15 protein-coding genes are annotated in these 17,095 nt (G+C 63.6%); 4 read left to right on the forward strand and 11 right to left on the reverse strand.

Annotation, left to right across the window (positions count from 1 at the left end; genetic code table 11):
* Nucleotides 1–7: 7 nt before the first annotated feature.
* The 5 genes from CXY72_RS14770 to CXY72_RS14790 form a co-directional block, all read right to left on the reverse strand.
* On the reverse strand, nucleotides 8–1,831 hold the full coding sequence (locus tag CXY72_RS14770) for a penicillin-binding protein 2 (protein ID WP_104128426.1): 1,824 nt from the start codon (nucleotides 1,829–1,831) through the stop codon (nucleotides 8–10).
* A gap of 27 nt (nucleotides 1,832–1,858) precedes the next feature.
* Nucleotides 1,859–2,422, reverse strand: coding sequence for a hypothetical protein (locus tag CXY72_RS14775; RefSeq protein WP_104128427.1), 564 nt, complete (start codon nucleotides 2,420–2,422; stop codon nucleotides 1,859–1,861).
* On the reverse strand, nucleotides 2,419–3,375 hold the full coding sequence (gene rsmH, locus CXY72_RS14780; protein WP_104128428.1) for a 16S rRNA (cytosine(1402)-N(4))-methyltransferase RsmH: 957 nt from the start codon (nucleotides 3,373–3,375) through the stop codon (nucleotides 2,419–2,421). The genes CXY72_RS14775 and rsmH overlap by 4 nt, the downstream gene beginning before the upstream one ends.
* Nucleotides 3,376–3,474: 99 nt before the next feature.
* A complete protein-coding gene (gene mraZ / locus CXY72_RS14785) occupies nucleotides 3,475–3,906 on the reverse strand; it encodes a division/cell wall cluster transcriptional repressor MraZ (protein ID WP_092110083.1) in 432 nt (143 codons plus the stop codon).
* A gap of 278 nt (nucleotides 3,907–4,184) precedes the next feature.
* A complete protein-coding gene (locus CXY72_RS14790; protein ID WP_104128429.1) occupies nucleotides 4,185–4,562 on the reverse strand; it encodes a DUF3040 domain-containing protein in 378 nt (125 codons plus the stop codon).
* A gap of 105 nt (nucleotides 4,563–4,667) precedes the next feature.
* Here CXY72_RS14790 and CXY72_RS14795 point away from each other — a divergent pair, with 105 nt between their 5' ends.
* Nucleotides 4,668–5,798: a polyprenyl synthetase family protein gene (locus CXY72_RS14795; RefSeq protein ID WP_104128430.1), complete on the forward strand. Its 1,131-nt coding sequence runs from the start codon at nucleotides 4,668–4,670 to the stop codon at nucleotides 5,796–5,798.
* 36 nt (nucleotides 5,799–5,834) lie between these two features.
* On the opposite strand, the gene CXY72_RS14800 is transcribed toward CXY72_RS14795, so the two are convergent.
* Nucleotides 5,835–6,176 carry an Rv2175c family DNA-binding protein gene (locus CXY72_RS14800; protein WP_104128431.1) on the reverse strand — a complete coding sequence of 114 codons (342 nt, stop codon included), beginning with the start codon at nucleotides 6,174–6,176 and terminating at the stop codon, nucleotides 5,835–5,837.
* A gap of 195 nt (nucleotides 6,177–6,371) precedes the next feature.
* On the opposite strand from CXY72_RS14800, the gene CXY72_RS14805 reads away from it, so the two are divergent.
* Nucleotides 6,372–7,709, forward strand: coding sequence for a LysM peptidoglycan-binding domain-containing protein (locus CXY72_RS14805; RefSeq protein WP_104128432.1), 1,338 nt, complete (start codon nucleotides 6,372–6,374; stop codon nucleotides 7,707–7,709).
* 91 nt (nucleotides 7,710–7,800) lie between these two features.
* Nucleotides 7,801–9,783, forward strand: a complete 1,983-nt coding sequence (pknB, locus tag CXY72_RS14810; RefSeq protein WP_104128433.1) for a Stk1 family PASTA domain-containing Ser/Thr kinase — start codon at nucleotides 7,801–7,803, stop codon at nucleotides 9,781–9,783.
* Nucleotides 9,784–9,891: 108 nt separating this feature from the next.
* Here pknB and CXY72_RS14815 read toward each other — a convergent pair whose 3' ends face one another.
* From CXY72_RS14815 to CXY72_RS14825, 3 genes are all read right to left on the reverse strand, one after another.
* Nucleotides 9,892–11,262 (reverse strand): class II 3-deoxy-7-phosphoheptulonate synthase, encoded by a 1,371-nt coding sequence (locus CXY72_RS14815; RefSeq protein WP_104128434.1) that lies wholly within the window; start codon nucleotides 11,260–11,262, stop codon nucleotides 9,892–9,894.
* Nucleotides 11,263–11,362: 100 nt separating this feature from the next.
* The gene (locus CXY72_RS14820) at nucleotides 11,363–12,052 is read right to left on the reverse strand and encodes a 1-acyl-sn-glycerol-3-phosphate acyltransferase (RefSeq protein WP_104128435.1); all 690 of its coding nucleotides are present in this window, start codon (nucleotides 12,050–12,052) and stop codon (nucleotides 11,363–11,365) included.
* A gap of 86 nt (nucleotides 12,053–12,138) precedes the next feature.
* Nucleotides 12,139–13,083 carry an ROK family glucokinase gene (locus CXY72_RS14825; RefSeq protein WP_104128436.1) on the reverse strand — a complete coding sequence of 315 codons (945 nt, stop codon included), beginning with the start codon at nucleotides 13,081–13,083 and terminating at the stop codon, nucleotides 12,139–12,141.
* A 174-nt stretch (nucleotides 13,084–13,257) separates the two neighbouring features.
* On the opposite strand from CXY72_RS14825, the gene CXY72_RS14830 reads away from it, so the two are divergent.
* Nucleotides 13,258–15,090, forward strand: coding sequence for a long-chain fatty acid--CoA ligase (locus CXY72_RS14830; RefSeq protein WP_104128437.1), 1,833 nt, complete (start codon nucleotides 13,258–13,260; stop codon nucleotides 15,088–15,090).
* A 76-nt stretch (nucleotides 15,091–15,166) separates the two neighbouring features.
* Here the strand turns inward: CXY72_RS14830 and CXY72_RS14835 are convergent, their stop codons facing one another.
* Together CXY72_RS14835 and CXY72_RS14840 are read right to left on the reverse strand one after the other, a co-directional pair.
* Nucleotides 15,167–15,658: a peptide deformylase gene (locus CXY72_RS14835; RefSeq protein WP_104128438.1), complete on the reverse strand. Its 492-nt coding sequence runs from the start codon at nucleotides 15,656–15,658 to the stop codon at nucleotides 15,167–15,169.
* 53 nt (nucleotides 15,659–15,711) lie between these two features.
* Nucleotides 15,712–17,076, reverse strand: a complete 1,365-nt coding sequence (locus CXY72_RS14840; protein WP_233197861.1) for a MinD/ParA family protein — start codon at nucleotides 17,074–17,076, stop codon at nucleotides 15,712–15,714.
* Nucleotides 17,077–17,095: the final 19 nt, after the last annotated feature.

Consider the following 17,095-nt stretch of genomic DNA (forward strand, 5'->3'; position numbering starts at 1 on the left):
CGCTTTCTTACCAGGTGGAAGGGAGGTCAGGCGCAGTCGCGCCTGAGGGAACCGCCCGGTACTTTTTCAACACCTGACTCATGATCTCCTGAAAGACCGGAGCCGGTGCGGCAGATGTGTTCAGTTTAACAGGATCGGCGATGCTGACCGAGACGACATACTGCGGATCGTCGGCCGGTGCGTAGCCCGACACCGATACCAGATACCCGTTGGAGTACCCACCCTGGCCGTCCGGCATCTGCGCGGTTCCGGTCTTGGCGGCGACCCGATAGCCGGGAATGTTCCATTTACTCTGCACCCAACTTTTCTGGTAGACCATTTCGAGCACGTCGCTGGCGTCGTGGGCTGCCTTCTCCGACAGCACCCGCGTTCCGACCTGGTCTGGCACGTTGGCCATGGTGCCGTCGGCCTGCCGACAGCCCTCGACCAGCTGCACCGGCATACGCACGCCGTCATTGGCGATGGTCTGATAGATGCTCGCGACCTGCAGCGCGGTCGTCGTGAGGCCCTGCCCGAACATCGTTGCATAGCTGGTCTGGTTGTCCCACTCATCGACCGGATGCAGGATGCCGCCATCTTCTCGGGGAAACCCGGTCTCGGTGGGCGTGCCGACGCCGAACGCTTTCATATAGTCATACCGTTGCTGATCGGTGAGTTTCTCACCGAACTTGGCCATGCCGGTGTTGCTTGAGTCAATCAGCACGCCGGTGAGGGTCATGTTTTGATCCGGGTGCGCGTGGCTGTCGTTGATGTTGGCACCGTTGGCCGGTAGGTATCGGTACGGCGCGACGATCCCGGTCGTGAGGGTGGCCGCTCCGGCGTCGAGAACGGATGCCATGGTGAGCGCCTTGAAGGTCGAGCCCGGTTCGAAGGACTGGGTGAAGGCGCGGGAGCCGCGATCTTCCGGGTTCTTGGTGCCGCCGACGTTGTTCGGGTCAACCGAGGGATAGTCGGCCACGGCAAGGAGCTTGCCGGTCCTGGCGTCCTGCACGACCGCGGTCGCCCACGCTGCCCCGGTCTCCTGCGCCCGCGCGGCGAGGGTCTGCTGCACGAACCATTGCAGGTCGGAGTCGATGGTGGTGATGACGTCGCCGCCATCGACGGCCTTGGTACTCGTGACGCTGCTGCCGGGGATGCGCACGCCGTCGGCACCCTTCTCGTAGGTTTCTGAGCCGTTGGTCGAGGCCAGACAGGTGTCCTGTCCGGATTCGAGGCCGGCCTGCGGCACGCCCTCCCCCGACAGGTAACCGAGCATGTTGCCAGCGACGGCCCCGTTCGGATACACGCGGCTTGGGCTGTTCTCCGAATAGGTCCAGGGAATGTGCAATTTCTGCACGGCGCGCAGCACGTCGACATCGACTTTCTGAGCGATATAGGCGAAATTCGCCTTGGCGTTAGCTTCGAGGGCGGCCCCAATGGTCAGCAGGATGGCGTCACCGGTTTGACCGGTTGCCGCGCCGATTTCGGCGGCGGCCTCAGCCACCGAGACTACGACCTTCTTGCCGTCGACGGTGCGTTTGAAAGGCGTTGCGTTCGCCGGGGACATGGTGATGTTGTAGCGCATGACCGTTGCCGCCAGCACGACGCCGTTGGCGTCGACGATCTCACCCCGGGAGCCATAGACGACCTGGCCCACCGAGCGGTTTCCCACGGAGTCGGCGGTGAGCGAATCAGCCTGCACCACCTGGATATCAACGAGCCGCACCAGGAACACACCGATCACGGCAAACAGCACGACGATGGTGAAAAAAGTGCGGAGACGGCTGGACCGGGAATTGGCCGGGTTGGTTCGGGTTCCGGTCTGTCGGGCACTGCTGTTGCGCACGCTCATGTACCCATCATTGTCGACTCGGGGAAACTATCGGGTAGTGGGCGCCGCGAGTCCCGCCGGAACTACCGGTGCGCTCGTGATCGCAACGGTTCCGCCAGTCCCCGTCGCTGCGTCCGGAAGCGCCGAGAGCGGGGTGCTCCCGGCCAACAGAGCGTTCGGAACGAGACTGGCTGCTCCGGCCTGCGAGCCCGACGCTGAGGCTGGAGCGCCCAAAACGGCGCCGTCGGACAGGCGGAGGTAGACGGGGTTGGAATTGCCGACCATACCCAGGCCCTCGGCATTGGCGGCGAGGCTCTGCGGGGAGGATACCCGTACGAGGTCCTCGCTCACACTGGCGGCCGTGCGGCCGAGCTCGGACCGGCTCGACTGCAGGCTGGAGATTTCATAGGCACCCTGGGAGATGCCGACGCTGAGCAACAGCTGGGCGACGATGATGGCTGCCATACCGGCCACCGCGGTGAGAGCGTAGAAGATGCGCGGGCGTGTGCGGCGCTTCGGAGCCGTTGAGACCAGACGGAACCCACGCCGTGCCGGCACCTCGTCGGGTTCGCGTTCGATGGAAAATGACACGCGTGCCAGGTTGTCGCTCATACGGCGGCCCTTCTCAATCGAACAGCGGCGCGCAGTCGAACCGGCGTCGCGCGAGGGTTGAATGCTTTTTCTTCATCGGAGGCCAGTTCAGCGCCACGCAGCAGAAGGGAAAACAATGGTTTGTGTTCGGGCAGTTCCACGGGAAGGCCGGCGGGCGCTGTCGAGCCGGATGCCGCAGCGAAGGCGCGCTTGACAATGCGGTCCTCGAGAGATTGGTAGGCCATGACAACGATGCGGCCGTCGACTTGCACGCGGTCGAGCGCGGCCGGAATGGCCCGTTCCAATACAGCCAGTTCCGAGTTGACCTCGATGCGCAGCGCTTGGAACACGCGCTTGGCGGGGTGACCGAGGCGCTGGACGGCGACCGGGGTGGCTTTGGTGATGACGTCGACCAGTTGTGCTGACCGAACGAATGGAGTCGTTTCGCGGGCTTCGACGATGGCCTTGGCGTAGCGGGCGGACAGTTTCTCTTCGCCGTAATCCTGAAAGATCCGTTTGAGGTCGCGTTCGCTGTAGTCGGCGAGGATGCTCTCAGCGGTCAGGCCAGCGGTGCCGTCCATGCGCATGTCGAGCGGCGCATCTTTTGAATAGGAAAAACCACGTTCGACGCGATCGAGCTGCAAACTGGATACACCAAGGTCGAAGAGCACGCCTGCAACCTCGCTGATGCCGAGGCCATCGAGGGCTTCGCCGATGCCGTCATAGACGGTGTGCACCAGATGCACCCGACCCGCGAAGGCCTTGAGGCGTTCCTCGGCGATAGCGAGGGCCTCCGTGTCGCGGTCTAGTCCAACCAGGGTCAGTTCAGGGAAACGCGCCAGGATCGCCTCGGCGTGCCCCCCCATTCCCAGTGTCGCGTCGACGAGAACGGCGCCGGGTTTTGTGAGCGCCGGGGCGAGCAGTGCGATACAGCGTTCGAGCAGTACCGGGGTGTGAATTTCGTTGCTGGTCATAATACCGGGCCAGTCCGTGAGGCCTGATTCCCCTCCATTTCGACCTGGCACGGGGGAAGTGTGTCAGGGCAAAAACGGCGGGGAGTCAGGCGCCAGGGGCTAGAAAAGTCCCGGAATCACCTCCTCCGTCGTGTTGGCGTACGAGGTTTCCTGCTCGGCGAGGTACGTGGCCCACGCTTCGCTGTCCCAAATCTCGACTCGGCTGCCAGCACCGATGACGGTCAATTCCCGGTCGAGCCCCGCATAACTGCGGAGGTTGCCGGGGATGGTGACGCGGTTTTGTTTATCCGGTGTTTCCGAGCTCGCGCCCGACAAAAATACCCGGAGGTAGTCCCGAGCTTGCTTGCTCGTGACGGGTGCCTGGCGGATTTTGTCGTGCAGCGTTTCGAATTCGCGGGTGCTGAACACGTAGATGCAGTGTTCCTGTCCCCGCGTCATCACCACACCGGTGGAGAGCTCATCCCGAAACTTCGCGGGAAGAATGATGCGACCTTTTTCGTCGAGCCGGGGGGCGTAGGTGCCAAGGAACACGCGCACCCCTTTCTTCCGGCCAGATTCAGGTGTGGCTCCACTTTACTCCACCTTCAACCACCAACCTAAGTTTTTTTAGGGTTTTTTCTCAAAAAAGCGCCATACACACCGCAAATCATTGCGGATTAGAGGTGGAGGAAAATGGAGCGGTTTTGTTAGAAATGCATGCTGACAGCGCGTTTTTGGGCACAAAAAAAGGGCCGATCAGATGATCGGCCCTTTCGAACTGCGAGTTCTTGAACTGTCGAAACGCGGTGGAGGGTTGGAGTCGGTTGAGATTACTGCCCGTCTTGCCGTCGGTCCCAACGATCATTCAACCGATCCATGAAGCCCTGGTTGGACTTGGCTTGGGCCGGGCGACGACCGGGTGACGACGGTCCGGGCACCGAACGAATGGCCCGGCCGGGAGTCACAGCGATGAGAACGCCGCCGAACATGATGACGAAGCCAAGGATGCCCAGCCACAGCTGCGCAATGGCGACGCCGGCGATGAGGGCGACGATGCCGGCTACGGCGAGCAGCACACCGAGCGCGATAGAACGATAGTTCGGGCGAAGCCTAGACACTCCGACGCTGGCGACAAAGTCGGCATCGTTGTGATAAAGGCTGCGCTCCATCTCTTCAAGGAGTCGCTGCTCCTGTTCCGAAAGCGGCATCTCATTCCCTCCAGTTACGGGATCGAGCGGGTGATTTGACAAATTCGCACCGGGCAAGCTCGACTAGCCTAATTCTAGCCCCGCCGGGATGGCTAGGCTACACGTGTGCCTGAAAGCAAACGCCTGGTCGACTTGGTTCAATCTCGCATCGACGCGTACCTCATGTCCCGCGAACCAATTGTGACTCTGATCAGCTCCGATTTGACTGCACTCGTTGACTACTCACGGCAGTTTCTCAGCGGTGGAAAACGGTTCCGAGCGCAGTTTTGTTATTGGGGAGCGCAGAGCGTTTTACCGCCTGATTCCGGCCCGGAACAGGTCAGGCCAACAGCGGGCTTGACAGCCCCGGCCGGGTTGGGCGCAATCGTGTCAGCCGCCAGCGCCCTCGAAATTTTTCACGCGGCGGCGCTCGTGCATGACGACATCATCGACAATTCCGATACCCGTCGAGGTGCGCTGAGCGCCCACAAATTATTCGAACGCTTGCACGAACGTGAGGGCTGGGCCGGTGACCCCGCCTCGTATGGCCGGGCGTCGGCCATTCTGCTCGGCGACCTACTGCTGGGCTGGAGCGATGAGCTGCTCGACGAGGGGCTCGAGGAGCTCGCCGATCGGGCCTCCGCCCGGCGTGCCAGGCTCGAATTCAACTTCATGCGCACCGAGGTCACGGCCGGCCAATACCTCGACATTCTCGAGGAACGCGCCTGGCTGGCCCAGCCGGAGGCGGAACTCCTCGATCGAGCCCTGCGTGTGATCGTCTACAAGTCGGCGAAGTACAGCGTTCAAGCCCCGCTCGTGATCGGTGCAGCGCTAGCGGGCGCCTCGACCGCCCAGTTGAACTCGCTGCGTGCATTCGGCCTTCCGCTGGGCATGGCGTACCAGCTGCGCGACGACCTGCTCGGTGTGTTCGGCGACGCCGCCGTGACCGGCAAGCCAAGCGGCGACGACCTGACAGAGGGTAAGCGCACGGTGTTGATCGCACTGGCACGGGAACGCCTGACTACCACCGACCGAGCATCGCTCGATTCCCAGCTCGGTGACCCAACGCTCGATGCCACACAGATTCGTTCCCTGCAGCAGCTCATCACAGCCAGTGGCGCGGTCGACCGGGTCGAGGCGCTCATCGAATCCCAGGTAACCGAGGCCCTGGCTGCTCTGCACAGCGCACCCATCGGCGCCCGTGCCCGGCAGAAGTTGCTGGAACTGACCGATCGGGTGACACGCCGAGCTTTTTGATCGGCAGTACGCCGGCCCGTTGAGTCGAACCCCTGTCTAAGCCAGGGCTTGGGCGACCCGACGCACTTCGGCCTTGCGGCCGGCCCGGAGGGCTTCGATCGGCGGCACCCCCAGGCTGTCATCGACCTCGAGTAACCAAGTCATGGCCTGCATGTCCGTGAATCCGTCGTCGGCCAGAACGAACAGCGTGCCGCGAAGTTCGGGTACGGGAGCGCCATCTCGCAGGAACAAGGACGGAACCGACACGACGTTGTCGCGCCGGATAGCCAGGAGGTATTTGTCGTCGATCAGGTGCCGCACGCGGCTCTGGCTCATTCCGAGCAGGTTGACTAGGGCAGGAATAGTAAGCCACTCGGGCTCTGAAGGCACATCACTCACTCGTGTAGCTTCCCATGATTTGGGGCCGCGGCAAAACTTCGCGGCACTATTCAGTCGTGAACCGCCATCTCCGGTCGCCTGATCAATTGACTCCCTCTCATAATTGTGAAAACCTCGCTGTGGGGAATGCTGCATTCGACCCAATGCTGTACTTGCTGTCTGGATCACGCGCGTGCGCACAATGAACGGAGCACCATGTCGACCAAGGTGAACACGAATACGGCGGATGCCGCGGCATCCGCCGCTCGAAATGCGACCGTTGACGACGCAGGCAGCGTCGCCGTCTCCGGTCGCAGCTTCGTCGGTATCGACGCCGCGGTGAAGCGGCGTGCAAAGAAGCCCAGTGACCTGCGTTCCCTCTCGGCAGCGCTGACCGTGCCAATCGTGCTGGTCAGCACCCTCGCGATCAGCCTCAACCTGGCCGCTCCAGCCCACGCACAGGCCTTGGCGAAGAAGCCGCTCAAGTCCAAGCTCGCCGAGACCAGCCCGGTAGGGATGGTGGCCGCGGTGGCCGCCGCCATCCAGGTTGCCCCTGCCCGGTACTCGGTCGTGGATGGCGACACCGTGAGTGGCATCGCCGCCCGGTTCGGCCTGTCGACGGCGGTCGTGCTGGCACTGAACGGTCTCGATTCCCAGGCCCTGATCTTTCCGGGGCAGGTTTTATCCCTGACCCCAGCAACGCCTTCGCCAGCCACCATCGTGGCCGCGCCGGCAGCATCCGCTTCGTACTCGGTGCAGAGCGGCGACACCATCAGCGGCATCGCTGCCGCCCACTCGCTGAAGACCGCGGACATTCTCAGTGCCAACGGATTGAACGAACGCAGCGTCATCTTCCCCGGACAGGTCATCCTGCTCGCGGCGTTTGTAGCGCTGGAGTCGGCGGCGTATGTCGTGCCGGTCACCGAGATCGCCGCAGTAGCCACTCATACCATCGCCATGGGCGAAACCATCACCGCAGTGGCTGACGCGGCCGGGGTGAGCGTGCAGGCGGTGCTCGACGCTAATAGCCTGGGCTGGTCGAGCATCATTTATCCGGGCCAGGTCTTGACTCTGCCGGTCACTCCGGCACCGGCATCCGTTTCAGCGGCTGCACTGATTCCCGTGGCGACGGCGGGTCTGGTGACTCCGATGTCAGAGGAAATGCGGCAGAACGCCCAGACGATCGTGGCGGTTGGACGGGGAGCCGGTGTGAGCGATGCCGGTCTCGTCGTCGCGCTGGCCGCGGCCGCCCAGGAATCCGGGCTGCGGAATGTGGACTACGGCGATCGGGATTCCCTCGGCCTGTTCCAACAGCGCCCAAGTGCCGGCTGGGGCACTCCGGAGCAGGTGATGGATCCCGTGCGGGCCAGCCTCGCCTTTTTCGGCGGCGCCAGCAACCCGAACCCGGACGTGACCCGCGGTCTGCTCGATATCGCAGGTTGGGAGTCGATGACTGTGACTCAGGCTGCCCAAGCCGTGCAAATATCGGCCTACCCGGACTTTTACGCCAAGTGGGAAACGTCAGCGCAGGCATGGCTGTCCCACATCGGCTAGGTTGGCAGTTGACCCGGTGGCCCCCGACTTGGCCGGCGCCCTTCTGCGCGCCGCGCGTCTTAGCCGCCGCCGATTTCCGTAGAATCTAGGAGTGAGCGTTCCTGCGACCGACCCGATGATAGGCCGTCTTATTGACGGTCGGTATCAAGTGCGCTCGCGTATCGCGCGCGGCGGCATGGCTACGGTCTACCTGGCCACCGATCTGCGCCTCGAACGTCGGGTCGCGATCAAGATCATGCACGGCCATCTCGCCGACGACAGCGCGTTCAAGGTCCGCTTCATTCAGGAGGCCAGGTCGGCCGCCCGCCTCGCCCACCCCAACGTCGTGAACGTCTTCGACCAGGGTCAGGACGCGGACATGGCCTATCTCGTGATGGAGTATCTTCCCGGAATCACCCTTCGGGACCTGCTGAAAGATTACGGTCGCCTCACCCCCGAGCAGACGCTCGATATTCTCGAAGCCGTGCTCAGCGGGCTGGCCGCCGCCCACAAGGCGGGCATCGTGCACCGCGATGTCAAGCCCGAGAACGTGCTGCTCGCCGATGACGGCCGCATCAAGATCAGTGATTTCGGCCTGGCGCGCGCGGTCAACAACAACACCGCGACCGGCCAGGCCCTGCTTGGAACCATCGCCTATCTGTCTCCCGAGCTCGTCACCCGCGGTATCGCGGATGCACGCAGCGATATCTATGCCCTCGGCATCATGACCTTCGAAATGCTCACCGGTGAGCAACCCTATGTGGGCGAGGCACCGATGCAGATTGCGTACCAGCACGCCAACGACACCGTGCCGATGCCGAGCAGCAAGGTCGCCTCCGTTCCCCGCGAACTCGACGAACTCGTGCTGTGGGCTACTGCGCGCGACCCAGAAGATCGTCCCCGAGACGCCAGAGTCATGCTCGATCAACTGCATGACGTGAGCGCGCTGGTGCGCGACGGTACCCAGGAATTGGCGTTGCAATCGACGATGGTGCTGCCCGCCAACCTGCGCACCGGCGCGAACACGGTCGCGGATGCCGAAACGCAGGTTCTCGGCGCCAAGCTCGCTTCCACCAGACCTCCCGCCGCGACCTTGCTCGGTATTCACCCGGTCGGCACCGGTCCGGTCGGCCCGCCCGACAGCGGCGACCTGCTGACCCAGAAGGCATACAAGCGCAAGCGCCGCGGGTTCTGGCTTTTCGCCCTCGTTATTCTCCTCGCCGCTGCCCTCGGCGGTACCGGTTGGTATTTCGGCTCGGGCCCCGGGTCAGACGTGTCCGTCCCGAACTTCGCGGCGGCCTCCCCCGACGCCGCGTCGACAAAGTTGACCGAACTCGGTCTGATCCCCAAGCTCGGCGGCGCATTCAGCGCCACGATCGCCGAGGGGCTCGTCATCGGCACCGATCCGGATACCGGCAGCCGGGTTCCGCAAGACAGCACGGTCACGATCATCGTCTCCCAGGGCCTGCAGCCCATCACGCTGCCCACCATGGCCGGTTTGACGCAGGACGCGGCATCCGCTGCTATCACCGATCTGAAAGCCGTGGTGGGCAGTGTCGATCCGGTCTTCAGCAATGATGTGGCCGAGGGATCGCTCATTTCGGCGAGCAAGGAATCGGATGGCGCCGACCTATCGGCCGGCGGCGAATACTTCGAAGGCCTGACCGTGAACCTCGTCGTGTCGCTGGGCTCCATTCCCAACGTCGACGGCAAGACCGTGGCCGAGGCCACCGACATTCTGGTCGGCAAGAACCTGCTCGTGGTCTCGGGTGAACAGACGTACAGCGACACGATCGCGGAGGGCGACGTCATCGCAGCGCAGGTGCCCGATGGCACCATTCGCGCCGGCGCCACCCTCACCCTGGTCATCTCCCGCGGTCCAGAGCCGGTTACAGTGCCCAATGTCATCGGCATGTCCTGGACCGACGGCAAGAACGCCCTGACCGCGCTCGGCTTCAAACTCACCTACAACCCGGGCGCGGATGCACCGATCTACTCCTCGCTCATTCAAGTAGCATCGACGGATCCAGCAGCCGGTACGTCATTGCCGAAGGGCAGCACGATAGCGCTCAAGCCGACGAACCCGTTCGGCTGATCCCGCTCGGCTGATCCCGCTCGGCTGATCCCGGGCCCACCTTGCGACCCGGGGCCCAGTTTATAAACTGGGCCCGTGGACGGGGCCCGGGCCCCGTCCATGAAGGGGCTAGCGGGCGGCGAGCTCCTCGGCCACCAGGAAGGCGAGCTCGAGGGACTGCATGTGGTTGAGGCGCGGGTCGCAGAGCGACTCGTACCGGGTCGCCAGGGCTGCCTCGTCGATGTGCTCGGAACCACCGAGGCACTCGGTGACGTCGTCGCCGGTGAGCTCGACATGGATTCCACCGGGGTGAGTTCCAACGGCACGGTGCGCCTCGAAGAAGCCCTTGACCTCGTCGACGACGTCGTCGAAACGACGCGTCTTGTAACCGGTGGGCGTGGTGACGCCATTGCCGTGCATCGGGTCGCTGACCCAGAGCGGCGTCGCTTCGCTGGCCTTGATGGCCTCGAGCAGCGGCGGCAGGGCGTCGCGCACCTTGCCGGCGCCCATGCGGGTGATGAAGGTCAGGCGGCCGGGTTCGCGGTTCGGGTCGAGCTTGTCAACGAGTCGCAACATGTCGTCCGTCGAGGTGGTCGGGCCGAGCTTGACGCCGATCGGGTTGCGAACGCGCGACAAAAAGTCCACGTGTGCGCCGTCGAGGTCGCGGGTACGCTCGCCGATCCAGATGAAGTGGGCCGAGGTGTTGTACGGCGTTCCGGTGCGCGAGTCGATGCGGGTCATCGGCCGCTCGTAGTCCATCAGCAGGCCTTCGTGGCTGGTGTAGAACTCGGTGCGACGCATGGCCTCGAAATCAGCGCCACAGGCGATCATGAACTTGATCGCGCGGTCGATCTCCTTGGCAACTTTTTCGTACTGCTGGTTGGCTGGGTTCGCGGCAAAACCCTGATTCCAGCTGTGCACCTGGCGCAGGTCAGCAAAGCCGCCCTGCGTGAACGCGCGAATGAGATTGAGGGTCGACGCCGACGTGTGGTACGCCTTGACCAACCGGTCGGGGTCGGCCTCGCGCGACTCAGGCGTGAACGGGTACCCGTTGACGATGTCGCCGCGGTACGCCGGAAGCGTCACGTCGCCGCGGGTTTCAAAGTCGCTCGAGCGAGGCTTGGCAAACTGTCCGGCCATGCGCCCCATCTTGATCACCGGCATCGAGGCACCATAGGTGAGCACAACGGCCATCTGCAGCACGGTTTTCACCCGATTGCGAATCTGATCGGCCGTGGCGCCGGTGAAGGTCTCGGCGCAGTCGCCGCCCTGCAGCAGAAAACCCTGCCCACCGGCGGCCTGAGCGAGCCGGTCGCGCAGGATGTCGACCTCGCCGGCGAAAACCAGCGGCGGTTGGGTCGCCAGCTCGGCGGATGCCGCCGCCACCTTGGCCGCGTCGGGCCAGGTCGGCTGCTGCTTGATCGGCAGCGTGCGCCAGTGGTCGAGTCCAGTGATGACAGAGGCTTCTGCGGCAACGATGGGCTCGGTGGGGTCTACCACGGGATAGTTCCTGTTTTCTCTGCTGGGCCGTATAACGTGTACCGACCCGAAATGGATGAGGTGCTGCACCGCCACAAGCGCGGACAGCACTTCAGGCAGCTTATCGCGAAAGGCTGGCCCGCTTCTCCTTGACCGAGGAAGCGTAGACGTCGACATACTCCTGCGTGCTCAGTCGCTGCAACTCATACATGAGCTCGTCGGTGACGCTGCGCAGTACGAACCGGTCCCCCGCCATGCCCGCGAACCGGGTGAAGTCGAGCGGTTTGCCGATCACGATGCCGATGCGACGCACCCGGGGAACACGCGTGCCGGTCGGCATCGCCTTCTCGGTATCGATCATGGCCACCGGAATGACCGTCACGCCCGATTCCAACACCATGCGGGCCACACCGGTACGTCCGCGATAGAGGCGAGCGTCGGGGCTGCGGGTGCCCTCGGGATAGATACCGAGAATGCGGCCCTCGCCGAGCACTCGCAGGCCGGTGTTCAGCGAATCCTCCGAGGCCTTACCGCCGGAGCGATCGATGGGGAGCTGCCCCGCCGCGGTGAGAAACTGCCGTGTGGCCCAGCCCTTGAGACCCGTGCCGGTGAAATAGTCGCTCTTGGCGAGAAACGCGACCCGGCGCGGCACGACGAGCGGCAGAAACACCGAGTCGATGAACGACAGATGGTTGCTGGCTAAAATCACCGGGCCGGTCCGTGGAATGTTTTCCAGGCCGATGATCCACGGGCGAAACAGCGAGAGCAACAATGGGCCGATGATGATGTTCTTCATGACCCAATAGAACATTCGCACTCCTTCATCCGACCTCGAAAGCTTAGTCCGCCTGCCACAGCAAAGTGGATGCCGCGCCCGGCCCCGCTCACGGCATCCGTTCAGCGCACCGCGTGTATTCGGGCGAGGTCGGCCGCGCCGACCACACCGGCGTCATTGACGAGTTGCGCAATGGCGAACTCCGCTTCCGGATGGTAGCCGCGGGCGGGAAGATATTCGAGGTAGGCCGCGCGAATCGGCTCAAGCAAGAGGTCGCCGGCCGCGGCTACTCCCCCGCCGAACACGAACACCTGCGGATCGAGCACGGCGCCCAGGCTGGCGCAGGCTTGCCCGAGGGCACCGCCCAACTGACGCAGGGCCGCGAGAGCGCCGCCGTCGCCGTTCTCAATCAGCCGCCCCACCTCTTTGCCGGTGAGTTTGCCGCGTCGCTCCCGGGCACCGGCCAGGCCCAGACCGATACCGCCGGCATCGGCGAATTCGTTGGCGATACGCAGCAGCGCCCGACCTGAGCCGTACTGCTCCAGGCAGCCATGGGCTCCGCAGCCGCAGGGAAGCCCGTCCGGAACGACCCGGAGGTGACCCAGTTCAGCGCCTGCGCCGAAGCCGCCGCGGAACAAGGCGTTGCCGGTCACGATCGCGCCGCCCACACCTGTACCGACGGTCAGAGTGACCATGTCGGTGTACGCGCGACCGGCACCGAAGCGAAACTCCGCCCAGCCGGCCGCGTTGGCATCGTTTTCGATAATGATGGGCAGGTCGAGTCGAGCCTCGAGCTTGTCGCGGAACGGCTCATTGCGCCAGCTGATATTCGGTGCGTAGTACACGGTCGACTGGGCGGAGTCGATGAAACCGGCGGCAGCGACCCCGGCAGCAACAACGTCTTCACCCTCGGACAGCGACAGCACCATCGCCACGACGGCATCTTCGATCTCATCCGGGTTGCCCGGTGTGGTCGGCTGCCGGTCAGACCGGATGATGGTGCCCGCCTCGTCGACCAGCGCTCCGGCAATTTTGGTGCCCCCGATATCGATACCTATGGCGTGCACGGGCCACCTTTCTTTCTCGGCCTGAGAAGAGCTGCGTCCGTGTGCCGGACCGCCACGCAGGACACCGTCTAGAGTGTACTCAACCAGTTTGCCGCTGGACGAAACACCCGCTCACCGAAGGATTCTCTCGCGACTGCGCAGTGGACTCGTTCAGCCGGTACCAAAGGAGTTGCCGTGAAACAGTTTGATATGCCCGCCGTCGTTCCCGCCGATCCTGGCGCCAACATCACCGATCTTCTGATGGATCGTCTCACCGCGACTCCCGATCTGGCACTGTTTTCGCTGCCACGGGGCGGTCAATGGCACCCCGTCACCACTCGGGAGTTTCATGCGCAGGTCGTGGCGCTGGCCAAGGGGTTCGTTGCCGCCGGCATTGAGCCCGGGGACAAGATCGGGCTCATCTGCAAGACCCGCTACGAGTGGACCCTGATCGACTTCGCGGTCTGGTTCGCCGGAGCAATTCTGGTGCCCGTCTACGAGACCAGTTCACCCAAACAGGTGCAGTGGAACCTGAGCGACTCCGGCGCCATGGCGGTCATCGTCGAAACCGCAGATCACTTCGCCCGCTTCGATGAAGTGCATCCGGAGCTGCCCGACATCCGCTCCGCCTGGCAGATCGACCTGGGCGACCTCGACAAGCTCGTCGCCGGGGGCGTCGTTGTGACGGATGCGGAAATCGAACGTCGCCGCAATCTCGCCGTAGGCGATGATGTGGCTACCCTCATCTACACCTCCGGTTCGACCGGCAAGCCCAAGGGCTGCGTACTCACTCACGCGAACTTTCTTGAGACCAGCCGCAATGCTGCGGTCGCGCTCAAGGAGGTACTGGTTCACCCCGAGGGCGCCTCGACCCTCTTATTCATCACCACCGCCCATGTGTTCGCGCGATTCATCTCGATCCTGTGCGTGCACGCGGGGGTGCGGGTCGGCCACCAGGGTGACACCAAGACGCTCCTGGCCGCACTGGGCAGCTTTCAACCCACCTTTCTGCTCGCGGTACCTCGGGTCTTTGAAAAGGTCTACAACTCGGCTCAGCAGAAGGCCATCGCCGGCGGCAAGGGCAAAATATTCGATGCTGCCGCGCAGGTGGCGGTCGGGCATTCCCAGTTAGTGCAGGCGGGAACGTCGATTCCGCTCGGGATGAAGATCAAATTCGCGCTGTTTGACAAGCTGGTCTACAGCAAACTACGTGCCGCCATGGGCGGCAAAGTCGTCTGGGCGGTCTCCGGTTCCGCCCCGCTCGGCGCGCACCTCGGTCACTTCTTCAAAAGCCTGGGCATTGTTATTCTGGAGGGCTACGGCCTGACCGAAACAACTGCCCCCGCCAATGTGGGCCTGGCTACACGGGCCAAGATCGGCACCGTCGGCCCCCCACTGCCCGGCGTCTCGGTGCGCGTCATGGACGACGGCGAGATCGAGATCAAGGGCGTCAACGTTTTCAAGGAGTACTGGAATAACCCACAGGCCACCGCAGACACCTTCCACGACGGCTGGTTGAAGACCGGCGACATCGGCGACTTCGATTCCGACGGCTATCTCACCATCACCGGGCGTAAAAAAGAGATCATCGTCACAGCCGGTGGCAAGAACGTGGCACCGGCCGCCCTGGAAGACCCCATTCGCGCGAATCCGCTCATCAGCCAGGTCATCGTTGTGGGCGACCAGAAGCCGTTCATCGGCGCGCTCATCACCCTCGACCCCGACATGCTGCCGGTCTGGCTCAACAACAACCATGAGGATGCCGGTATGTCGCTCGCGCAGGCATGCGTCAACACAGCCGTGCTTGCCGAAGTCCAGCGCGCGGTCGACCATGCCAACGAGGGGGTTTCGCGGGCGGAGTCGATTCGCAAATTCACGGTGCTCGCTCTTGAGCTCACCGAGGACAGCGGACATCTGACGCCGAAAATGAGCATCAAGCGCAACATTATTCTGCGTGATTTCGCCGGTGAGATCGACGCCATGTATTCAGGGGCGCCGGTGACCGAGGGCATCTCGCTGCGCGAGTAACGTGGCCGCTGGGCTCCGTCCGCGCACCCATTTCACCGGCGCTCGAGACTCGCTCGGTCAACCTGTTGGTGCGGGGCTAAAACCAGGTCGACTCCCGAATTTCCTTCATCGCTGCCTTGCGGTTGATTTTGTCGAGGCGATCGATGTATAAAAAGCCATCGAGGTGATCGGTTTCGTGTTGCAGAGCCTGCGCCATGATGCCGGTGCCGGAGAGTTCGACCGGATTGTTGTCGAGGTCGATGCCGGTGACTCGGGCGAACGGGTAGCGCTTGGTGGGGTACCAGAGGCCGGGAACAGAAAGGCAACCCTCGTCGACGAGTTCGGGCTCGCCGGAGAGTTCGACGACTATGGGGTTGAGAATGTAGCCGATGACACCGTCGACGTTGTAGCTGAAGGCGCGCAGGTTGGTTCCGATCTGCGACGCTGCCACGCCGGCCCGACCGGGCAGTCGTACACTGTCGATCAGGTCCTGTACGAGACCGCGTACCCGGTCGTCTATCCCGTTGACGGGGTCGGAGACGGTCTTCAGCACCGGATCTCCGAAGAGACGGATCTGGCGTTCGGGCACGGGGAAACTCCTCGGTAGGGCGGCTGGTGAACGGCGAGTGAGTCGATGGCCGGCTAGAGGTTGCGGTCGGTGGGGAGGCCCTCAACGACGAGCTCGGCGAGGGTGCGTGCGGCCAGCCGAGTGATCGGCTTCAGGTCCTTGTACGACACGACGCTGCCGGCGGCAAGTTGCGGGTCGTAGGGAATCCGCACGATTTCGCGCACGCGGGAACGAAAGTGCGCCTCGATTTCTTCAAGCCGAACCAGATTGGTGCCCTGGGTGGCCGTGTTGATCGCGACGATCGCGTTACGCACCAGCTCACCATATCCGTTCGCTTCCAGCCAGGTGAGCGTCTCAGAGGCTAAACGTGCCTCGTCGACGCTGCCGCCGGAGACGATCACGATGGCGTCGGCGCGCTGCAGCGTAGCCCGCATCACCGAATGCACGATACCGGTGCCGCAGTCGGTGAGCGCGATCGAGTAGTACCGGGCGGCCAGATCGGCGACGACGTTGTAGTCGTTCTCATCGAATGCTTCCGAGAGCAACGGGTCGGTGTCGGAGGCGAGAATGTCGAGGCGAGTCTCGTCGCGGGAGACCAGAGAGGAGAAGTCGGTGAAGTTGCCGATCGACGCGGCCTTCGAAACGACGTCGCGAACAGTCGAGCGTGTCTGCTTGCTGACGCGTTCGGACAGCGTGCCGCGGTCGGGGTTGGCGTCGATGGCAATAATGCGATCGTCGCGGGCATCGGCCAAGGCCATGCCGAGCAAGGTCGTGACAGTGGTCTTGCCCACGCCACCCTTGCGGGTGAGGATCGGCACGAACCGCGTACCGCCGTCAAACTGGCGACGAATGCGCTCATCCATTTCTTTGTAGGCCCGCACCTTGGCGGAGTCACCGAGGTTGACCAGGTGCAGCGTGAGCGCATAGACAAATTCAGGCCAGACGCCCTGCGGCGCTTTGCGGGTCTTGCGGTTGACCGTGAGCAGGCGATCAGACGTGAGCATAGACGCGGACTCGGGAGCTGTGCTGTTTTCGGTGCGGATACTACGGTCGCGCCGAACAGAGGAGACAGCATCCGCTCGTGACAGTGATTCGATGGCAAAACTGGTGCCGGCTGCTCGGGTCGGCGCTGGCGTTGAGATTTCGACGGTGTGCGTGGACGGTGCCGACACGACGCGCGTTGGCTCGATTCCGTTGCCCGCTACCAAAGACGGCCGAACGGCTGCCGCCACCGAGCGGCGGGGTCCGAGCGTCACCTCGATCGGAACACTCAGGCTCTCGGGCAATGACGCCGCGAGGTTGTCAATCGTGTGCGGCGGTAGCTCACTGTGGTAATCGTCACCCTGCGTGTCGAAATTATCGCGCTCGTCGCGGGTTCGCTTTGCGGCAGACACCGGGCGGGCGGGCGCGCTCTGGTCGTCAGTACGTTTGTCTGGCACGGTACATCCTCAACTGGTC

The sequence above is a fragment of the Cryobacterium sp. Y57 genome, from assembly GCF_002929505.1.
Classification (GTDB): Bacteria; Actinomycetota; Actinomycetes; order Actinomycetales; family Microbacteriaceae; genus Cryobacterium.